This window comes from Paenibacillus auburnensis, from assembly GCF_927798115.1.
GTDB classification, from domain to species: domain Bacteria; phylum Bacillota; class Bacilli; order Paenibacillales; family Paenibacillaceae; genus Paenibacillus_AQ; species Paenibacillus_AQ auburnensis.
In genome coordinates this window covers 1,295-2,926 of record NZ_CAKMMG010000019.1, presented here as the reverse complement: position 1 = coordinate 2,926, position 1,632 = coordinate 1,295, and the positions used below count along the sequence as shown (strand labels likewise).

Here is a 1,632-nt window from a genome sequence, read left to right as displayed (position 1 = left end):
GGTTAAGCTAATAAGAGCACACGGAGGATGCCTAGGCGCCAGGAGCCGACGAAGGACGTGGCGAACAACGAAACTGCCTCGGGGAGCTGTAAGCAAGCTTTGATCCGGGGGTGTCCGAATGGGGAAACCCAGCTGTGGTAATTCGCAGTTACTCACACCTGAATACATAGGGTGTGTAGAGGCAGACCAGGGGAACTGAAACATCTAAGTACCCTGAGGAAGAGAAAACAATAGTGATTCCGTCAGTAGCGGCGAGCGAACGCGGAACAGCCTAAACCAAGGGGCTTGCCCCTTGGGGTTGTGGGACGTCTCACATGGAGTTACAAAGGAATATGGTAGGTGAAGAGGTCTGGAAAGGCCCGCGATAGAGGTAAAAGCCCTGTAACCTAAACTGTGTTCTCTCCGAGACGGATCCCGAGTAGTGCGGGGCACGTGAAACCCCGTATGAATCCAGCAGGACCATCTGCTAAGGCTAAATACTACCTGGCGACCGATAGTGAAACAGTACCGTGAGGGAAAGGTGAAAAGCACCCCGGAAGGGGAGTGAAATAGAACCTGAAACCGTGTGCTTACAAAAAGTCAGAGCCCGATCTAGGGGTGATGGCGTGCCTTTTGTAGAATGAACCGGCGAGTTACGTTTAACATGCAAGGTTAAGGTGAGAAGCCGGAGCCGCAGCGAAAGCGAGTCTGAATAGGGCGATTGAGTATGTGGACGTAGACCCGAAACCGTGTGATCTACCCCTGTCCAGGGTGAAGGTGCGGTAACACGCACTGGAGGCCCGAACCCACGTATGTTGAAAAATACGGGGATGAGGTGGGGGTAGCGGAGAAATTCCAATCGAACTCGGAGATAGCTGGTTCTCCCCGAAATAGCTTTAGGGCTAGCCTCGGTGAATGGAGTGGTGGAGGTAGAGCACTGATTGGGTGCGGGGCCCGCAAGGGTTACCAAGCTCAGTCAAACTCCGAATGCCATTTACTTCTTGCCGGGAGTCAGACAGTGAGTGCTAAGATCCATTGTCAAAAGGGAAACAGCCCAGACCATCAGCTAAGGTCCCCAAGTGTGTGTTAAGTGGGAAAGGATGTGGAGTTGCACAGACAACCAGGATGTTGGCTTAGAAGCAGCCACCATTGAAAGAGTGCGTAATAGCTCACTGGTCGAGTGACTCTGCGCCGAAAATGTAACGGGGCTAAACACACCACCGAAGCTATGGCTAGATGCTTTGCATCTGGGGTAGGGGAGCGTTGTATGTGGGTTGAAGGTGTACCGTAAGGAGCGCTGGACAGCATACAAGTGAGAATGCCGGTATGAGTAACGAAAAGATCAGTGAGAATCTGATCCGCCGAAAGCCCAAGGTTTCCTGAGGAAGGCTCGTCCGCTCAGGGTAAGTCGGGACCTAAGGCGAGGCCGAAAGGCGTAGTCGAAGGACAACAGTTTGAAATTACTGTACCACCGTAATCCGCTATGAGCGATGGGGTGACGCAGGAGGGTAGTGACGCGGACTGATGGATGTCCGTCTAAGCAGTGAGGCTGGTGTGTAGGCAAATCCGCACATCGTAAGGCTGGGCTGTGATGGGGAGCGAAAATTATAGTAGCGAAGGTCATGATCTCACACTGCCAAGAAAAGCCTCTAG

General features: G+C 52.8%; 1 rRNA gene (running past one end of the window). It reads left to right on the top strand.

The features are described from left to right. Positions 1–1,632 (top strand): 23S ribosomal RNA (locus L6H70_RS28590) (its annotated part continues 1,294 nt past the right edge of the window); the annotation flags it as partial.